This window comes from Pontibacillus yanchengensis Y32, assembly GCF_000770635.1.
GTDB classification, from domain to species: domain Bacteria; phylum Bacillota; class Bacilli; order Bacillales; family BH030062; genus Pontibacillus; species Pontibacillus yanchengensis.
The window spans coordinates 1-7,464 of record NZ_AVBF01000105.1 but is presented as its reverse complement, the minus strand read 5'-3'; the positions used below and the strand labels follow the sequence as shown (position 1 = coordinate 7,464).

The 7,464-nt window shown below is 35.9% G+C and carries 7 protein-coding genes; 4 read left to right on the top strand and 3 right to left on the bottom strand.

From position 1 onward, the window contains the following. Together N782_RS19900 and N782_RS19895 are read left to right on the top strand one after the other, a co-directional pair. Positions 1-565 (top strand): NUDIX domain-containing protein (locus N782_RS19900; RefSeq protein WP_476704242.1); only part of this gene is annotated, 565 nt, incomplete at its 5' end. Between the two features lie 75 nt (positions 566-640). Then, positions 641-1,318 carry a serine/threonine-protein kinase gene (locus N782_RS19895; RefSeq protein ID WP_036824586.1) on the top strand — a complete coding sequence of 226 codons (678 nt, stop codon included), beginning with the start codon at positions 641-643 and terminating at the stop codon, positions 1,316-1,318. A gap of 385 nt (positions 1,319-1,703) precedes the next feature. Here N782_RS19895 and N782_RS19890 read toward each other — a convergent pair whose 3' ends face one another. The 3 genes from N782_RS19890 to N782_RS19880 form a co-directional block, all read right to left on the bottom strand. Next, positions 1,704-2,210 carry a GNAT family N-acetyltransferase gene (locus N782_RS19890; protein ID WP_036824584.1) on the bottom strand — a complete coding sequence of 169 codons (507 nt, stop codon included), beginning with the start codon at positions 2,208-2,210 and terminating at the stop codon, positions 1,704-1,706. Between the two features lie 6 nt (positions 2,211-2,216). Next, a complete protein-coding gene (locus N782_RS19885; RefSeq protein WP_338048276.1) occupies positions 2,217-3,185 on the bottom strand; it encodes a glutathione S-transferase family protein in 969 nt (322 codons plus the stop codon). Between the two features lie 269 nt (positions 3,186-3,454). Continuing rightward, complete coding sequence (locus N782_RS19880) at positions 3,455-4,528, bottom strand: CAP domain-containing protein (protein ID WP_036824579.1); 1,074 nt, start codon at positions 4,526-4,528, stop codon at positions 3,455-3,457. A gap of 322 nt (positions 4,529-4,850) precedes the next feature. Here N782_RS19880 and N782_RS19875 point away from each other — a divergent pair, with 322 nt between their 5' ends. Further along, on the top strand, positions 4,851-5,633 hold the full coding sequence (locus N782_RS19875; RefSeq protein WP_036824577.1) for an ABC transporter ATP-binding protein: 783 nt from the start codon (positions 4,851-4,853) through the stop codon (positions 5,631-5,633). A 3-nt stretch (positions 5,634-5,636) separates the two neighbouring features. Then, positions 5,637-7,262: a hypothetical protein gene (locus N782_RS19870; protein ID WP_036824574.1), complete on the top strand. Its 1,626-nt coding sequence runs from the start codon at positions 5,637-5,639 to the stop codon at positions 7,260-7,262. The last annotated feature ends 202 nt before the right edge of the window (positions 7,263-7,464 follow it).

Below are 7,464 nucleotides of genomic sequence, written 5' to 3'. Positions count from 1 at the left end.
TAAGATCGCTGCATCGTGCAGCAACATCGAACCAACCCACGTCGTGTGGACCGCAGCATATACGTCGCTAACCGGTCGCTTGCGCTTTTGTTCATTTACGAACAATTCTTTTGGAGGTAAAACGATGAATAACCCTAATGAAGTAAGAGCAGCAATTGCGGTAGTTGTAATGGATGATGACAATCGTGTAGTATTACAAAAAAGGAAAGATGTTGGATTGTGGGGACTTCCTTCTGGTCATGTAGAGCCTGGAGAAACGATTTCAGAAGCAGCAGTTCGAGAAGTGAAGGAAGAGACGAATTTAGATATCAACATAATGAAACTAATAGGCGTATATTCAGAACCTAGTAATCAATCATTCACGTATCCTGATGGTAATGTCGTCCACTTTATTACTACCTGTTTCTTAGCAGAAATAACAGGAGGGACGATTTCGCCATGCGATGCCGAATCAATAGATGTAGATATATTTGATCAATGGAACATCCCAAAGGATCTAATCGAAATGCATCCGAAATGGCTTCAAGATGCATGTTCTACTCAACAAAAAGCATTTATACGGTGAGCTTCTAATATAATAATAGTCATAGTTTCCATTAGAAGCTGTTTCATATAGTCATAAAGAAAAAGGAGAATTCATGTGAAAAACAACTGGGAATCGGCCTTTCCTTCATTATCACAGATTATGGTCTACTCCAATGCCAATAATGAACCTGTTTCCATTCACAGTGTTCCTGAGGATATGAAGTGTATCGGTATAGGAACAGATGCGGCTGTATTTCAATCAGTTGATGAACCTTTGTATGCATATAAACTATATGCGAGTGATAAAGTATCCAAATTAAAGGTAGAACAAGATATTTATAGACAATTAGGGGATTCGATCTTTTTCACAAAGTGTTACGCCTCTTACGATAACCTTCTTGTGTTACGTTACGAGGAAGGACTGACTCTCTTTGATTGCTTATTGCAAGGCATCCATATACCTAATCAAGTGGTAAAGGATGTGGATGAAGCGAGAGAATATGTAAGGGGAAAGGGGTTAAATCCGAGAGACATTCACTTGAAGAATATATTGTTACAAAATGGTAGAGCCAAAATAATCGATGTATCAGAATATGTCCAACCGGGTGATGATTATAGATGGAAACATTTAAAGCGAGCCTATGAAGAGTATTATCATCTTGTTGATGAGAAATCGATTCCTTTTTGGGTCATGGAAACGGTACGAAAATGGTATAACCAATCTAAAAAAACAACTTCATTTGAGGAATTTATGAAGGTTGTGTTGAAACTGACAACTTTTACAAAACATTAATTTAAAGAAGGAGTTTGGTTTAGAGGTCTAAAGTTAAGCCTTCTCTTATGTTTGAAGGAAAAGAGGAAAGCACAATAAAATTTTGCACTTCCATTTTATAAATCGAAAATTCTCTGGATATATCCGATAATAAAAAAAATGAAGTAGGGCTATTCAATCCATTGCCTCTATAGTGAAAAATATCTATTGAGTTTCACACTAGTCTAGGATTTGAGATTATCGAGTGGGATAAAGTAATAGAGGGCATAAATGTTCATTCTAATAATGGTAGATATGGTGTTGATTAAGCGTTGTTTAAGAAAAAAATATAATGTACATATTTTATCAAGTAGAAAAGCCTGATCACACAATTGAATTCTTGTGCAATCAGGCTTTAAAAGTTAAATTATAATGCCAACCGGAATGCCTTTACGATAACACCATCATTTGCAGGTTCAAAATCATGCTGTGGTAATCGTTCAAACCCATACCGTTCATATAGTGCGATGGCATCTCTCATAAACTGCCCTGTGTGTAAGCCGATAAACTCATATCCTTGTGCTCTTGCTCGACGAATACACTCATCTATTAAGGCTGAGGCAATTCCTTGTCCACGTGCTTCTGGTGATACTGCTAAAACACGAATTTCAGGATAATCCAGCACATCTACATATCCTTCATATGCATCTGTTTTAGCAGGGAAGAGTGCAACACTTCCGATTATGCTACCTTCATGTTCTGCTACTAGCAGTTCCACTCCAGGTTGCTGATCGGCATCTGATGATATAGCCTGCTTCAAAGCCTTCCAATGTTCATCTGGTATGGACTGGATATGATCTCGATAAGCATTGACTCGTTGCTCTCTGATAGCGGGTAATTCATCCTGTCTTGCTTCGCGAATAGTTAGTGTCATAACCTGTTAGTTTCCTTTCTTACGTCTGAACTTATCTTGAGAATCACTTAATCTAGCTCGAGAATGGGGTGCTTCCCACACTGATAAATCAGGACCTTTAGGCAATATTTTTTCTTCTGTACTCTCAGGATTAATTGTTATAGATAAATGGTAGTGTCTTTTAATGGCATCAAAATCAGTGGTATCACCAAAGCCTGGTGTTTGATATAAATCTCTTGCATACCCCCATAAGTTAGGGAATTCACGAATGAGGTTTCGGTTTGTATTAAAGCCATTGTAATACGCTGCATCAAAGCGAGCTAACGTTGTGTAAAGTCGGACATCCGTATCTGTAATAAAATCTCCATGCAAGAATCTATTTGATGCTAGACGCTGTTCCAAATCATCCAAACGAGAAAACAATTGATCAAACGCTCGCTCGTATGCTTCTTGCGAGTGGGCAAACCCACATTTATAAACGCCATTATTAATATCATGAAATATAACATCACTTAATTCATCGATTTCCTCTCGCATATGTTCTGGATATAAATCCGGAGCATCTTCTTTATGAAAGGAATTCCACTCGATTTCGAGATAATTGGTTAGATTAAAATAATCATTATTCACAGCTTTATTCTCATGTATATCTACGATAACAGGTACTGTGGGGCGGCCAGAATAGGAGGAATTCGCATTAAAGTAAACCTCACTAACGTACTGTACACCTAAAACTGGATCCTTATGATGTTCGTCTAATGAAAATTCCCAATCAACACGACCAATATTAGGGCGCATAGGACTAGCTGTACCAAGACTAATAGCATCTTCTAAACCAAGCAATCTACGAACTATAACAGAACGATGAGCCCAAGGACATGCAGGTGACCATAATAGTCGATACCGACCTTTTTCTACAGGCAGTTCACCTTCTTTAGAGCCAAAAGGTGTCGTAAATTGATTGGTTTGTCTTTTAAAAGAACCATCTTTACTAATTTCATTTAGTTTTTCGGATTTAGCATTATCATTTGAAATAATAAATCACTCTTTTCCAACTATATTAGATTTCTCATATACGTTTTCTTTCTTTTTTATCGCATTTAATTTTGTAATGGTCAAGAATAATACATTTGTTTTATTGTGTGGATGTGTTTTTATAAAATGAAAAAGATAAAAGTGTTTTATCTAGTATATTTATTTACTTTAGTAATTATAAAATACTAACTTTAATCTACGTTCATAGTATAGTAAAGAATAGCCACCTCTTACCTTGTTAAAAAGTTCTCCGTATAAAAGGGCCGTGATTCATCATCAAAGGCCACTCCTACCGTAAGTCTCTCAAATCGCTGGTTTAGGATATTCTCTCCAGCCGTAATAAAGGAAATGTCATCCTCCCTCATGCGATCAAACGGGGACTGTCCATCCAAATTCTTATGGCTAAAGTAGCCGTTTTTTGCCATATCGACACTATGGTCTCGGGCGGTTTTTCTTGCTCGTTCATCCCATGTTAAAGTAGGTAATTGATGTTTGACTCTTGCTGCGTTGGTAAGGTCAAACAATTGATACTCAAACCCTACTTTCAATGGTTTGCTAGGTTCGGCATAAAATCCTTGCTTATCCTGCTCAAGGTTACGAGAGATGATTTGGATCGCTGTTACATGATTTTGTTCATGCTTATCATAAAAAATGGTTACATAATTCTGATCTACAAGGAATGTATCGTACTCCCCATTACCTTTAATCTGATAACGGGTCATCCCTTTTTGGATGGTTTCAAGGGGCTCGCCTAATGTTTTAAGAACCGAAGCTCTTGTACTAGCAAACGAAATGCCAGATTTTGATGATAACAAGTCCTGGTTTGTATATAAGCCAACCACTTTACTTTGATCATTATAAGCAGCCATGAAAAAATTATGATAGTCTTCATGATAGGCTTCCCACTCTACACCATATTCGTTAAGCGTCTTTCGCTTGGGAGCCCCAATCTTTTGTTCGACTTTAGTACGTGTAGCTCCAATTTCAACGTTATGAACAGAAAACGATTGTTGATTGGGCGTAGCTAACTCTGGTTTGTCCGGTGCAGGTTGTACCGGTTCATCTTGTTTGGTATTTTCAAGTGTATTTTGTAATTGTCCAATCACTAACCGAAATTCCCTCTCCACTCGATCTACTACGTTTTCTATATGGGAATTGTTTTTTATATTATTTATATCTTCTTGAATTGCTTCGCTAGTCCCTTTCATGCCTGACTGTTTCATGTCATCGCCATAAAAGTACCAAAAGCCTCCTACTAGAAGCAACAACACTAAGATCCGTCGGAATATCGACAATCTTAACACTCCTGACCTATTTCAAATGAATAATAAGAGTATCTCCTATACTTATTGTATAGCATAACCTTATTCCGTTGTGCATTTTTGATTATAAACCTTCATAAGGATAGCGATACAGTAATGTACACTTCTTTTAATCAGGATGATACAAAAGAGGAATTGTTAAACAACTATAAAAGAAAAAGAAGGCATAGGAAGAATTGGCTGTATAATTGTTTATACAAGTAATTTCTTCTGAATATTGGATATTTATGTTAATATGGAGGTTGTTTTGAGGCAATCATTCGGGATAAGAAAAATAGCTTTCAGATAAAGGGTGAAGTGAATAGTGAACGAACCAATCTTAACCATCAAAAATTTAAACAAAACATACGGAGAGAACCAGGTATTAAAAGGAATAGATTTAGACATTTATCAAGGCCAAATTATTGGCTATATTGGACCGAATGGCGCGGGCAAAAGTACAACCGTTAAGCTTATGCTTGGACTGGAGGTAGGGTTTAACGGTGAGATAAAGATTTTTGGGCAGGATATTTCTAACGGTGACATTGAATACAAAAGAAGAATTGGGTATGTTCCTGAAGTTGCTGAAATGTACGATAACCTTACTGCACAAGAATATTTGACCTTTATTGGAGAGCTATATGGGATGGACAGTGAGGTAGTAAAGGAAAAGGCTATCAATCTAATGAAGTTATTTGGTTTAGAGGACGTCTACCATACGAGAATAAACTCCTATTCTAAAGGAATGAAACAAAAGACCTTAATCATATCCAGTCTATTACATAACCCAGATCTCTTATTTTTGGATGAGCCTATCAGTGGATTGGATGCCAATAGTGTGATGATATTCAAGGAGATATTGGCCCAGCTTGCTCAGCAGGGGAAGACGATTTTCTATTCTTCACACATCATGGACGTGGTGGAGAAAATCAGTAGCAGAATTATCTTACTTAACAATGGTCAGATTGTAGCTGATGGTAGCTTTGATGAATTGAAAGCAAAAAATAAGGAAGGCACGTTGGAAGAGATATTTAACCAATTAACAGGCTTTGATGAGCATAAAGAAATTGCTGAAGAATTTGTTGCCACCGTGCAAGATGAGGTATAGAATATGAAGGATTTTCAAACCTTAAAATTCTTGGACTTGTTCAAGGGCTTATTTCATTTATTCGGTATTCATTATCCTGTTTTGAGAAGAATTCTCCAAGTAAAGCTGACCATGGATCAGCGAAGAGTACCGACTATATTCAATCAGTCAAATAAAAAGGACGATAAAGATAAGAATTACTTTTTATCATCATTATGGATTTATGCGCTAATGGGCTTATTCATCATTCCGTTTATCCTGTTAGGGGACAATTACTTTTTTCAAATGAGCATCGGATTCGGGGTTATTATGTTTATTGTAATGACTTCTATGATTTCTGACTTTTCCTCCGTGCTATTGGATTTACGAGATAGAACTATATTATCACCAAAGCCTATTGATAAAAGAACCATCGGACTAGCAAAAGCTCTGCACATATGTATTTATCTGTTTTTCTTAACGTTGTCAACGACAGGTATTCCTTTAATTGTTGGACTTTTTGTACAGGGAATAGCATTTTTTTGTATCTTTTTCGTGTCTATCATTCTATTAGATTTACTAATTATCGTATTAACTGCACTGATTTATCTGCTTATTTTGAAATTCTTTGATGGAGAGAAGCTAAAAGATATTATAAACTATGTCCAAATCAGTTTATCGATTGCAATGGTAATTGGTTATCAGCTATTAGGCAGATCCTTTCAATTAATAGATACAACCGTAAGCTTTGAACCGCAGTGGTGGCAATACGTGATTCCACCTTTTTGGTTTGGAGCACCTTTTGAATTAGTACTAAATAGAAACGATAGTAGCTACATTATTGTCTTTACCTGTTTAGCTTTATTAGTTCCGGTCATCTCGATGGTCATATATGCTAAACTAATGCCAAACTTTGAACGGAATTTACAAAAGCTATCTAATTTTAGTGTAACGAAAAAGAATAATAGTAAAAGAAAAAACACTTTATTAGGAAGATGGATGTTAAGGAATAAAGAAGAACGAGCATTTTATCATTTTGCAACGTATATGATGAAAAATGAACGGGAATTTAGACTGAAGGTGTACCCTTCGATAGGATTTTCATTTATTTTTCCGTTTATCTTTATATTTAACATTCTTCAAGGAAGTTCCTTATCGGAGGTTTCTGAAGGTAACGCTTATTTTAATATTTATCTTTGTGCACTCATGATTCCGTCATCCATCATTATGCTAAAATATTCAGGAAAATACAATGGTGCTTGGATATTCAGAACCACGCCTATAAAGGATTACGGATTCCTTTATAGCGGAACGTTGAAAGCGTTTTTTATCAAGCTTTTCGTGCCTGTATATGTTGTATTATCTCTCATTTTCCTAAGTGTTTTTGGTATAAGAATACTCCCAGATTTAGTTGTGGTATTATTCAGTGCTCAATTATTTGTTGTTGTTTGTTATCATATTCTTCTGAAAGGCACACTACCATTTTCTGACTCATTCTCAAAAATGCAGCAAAGTGATGGGTGGAAGTCCTTAACATCGATGGTTGTTATTGCAGTAATGGGTGGAGCACATTACTTAATTGGATCTTTGTTTGATGGTGCGATTTATATCTACCTTTTACTATTAATTATAGCTAACCTATTTACATGGAGGAATATATACAATAAGTGAATATTGTAACGTGATCACTATTTTCAACCCCTGCATTCTATAATTTAAAAAGATTTGGTCATAGTTGAGATGCTAAATACTAGATTTTGTCGTAAATCATTAGTAAAATTCATTACCTAAAAGCTCTTTAGAAATGGGGATTATATGAGAAATATAGTATATCTACTACTATTACTTTTGCTTGTCGTCTAGGAAATTATAA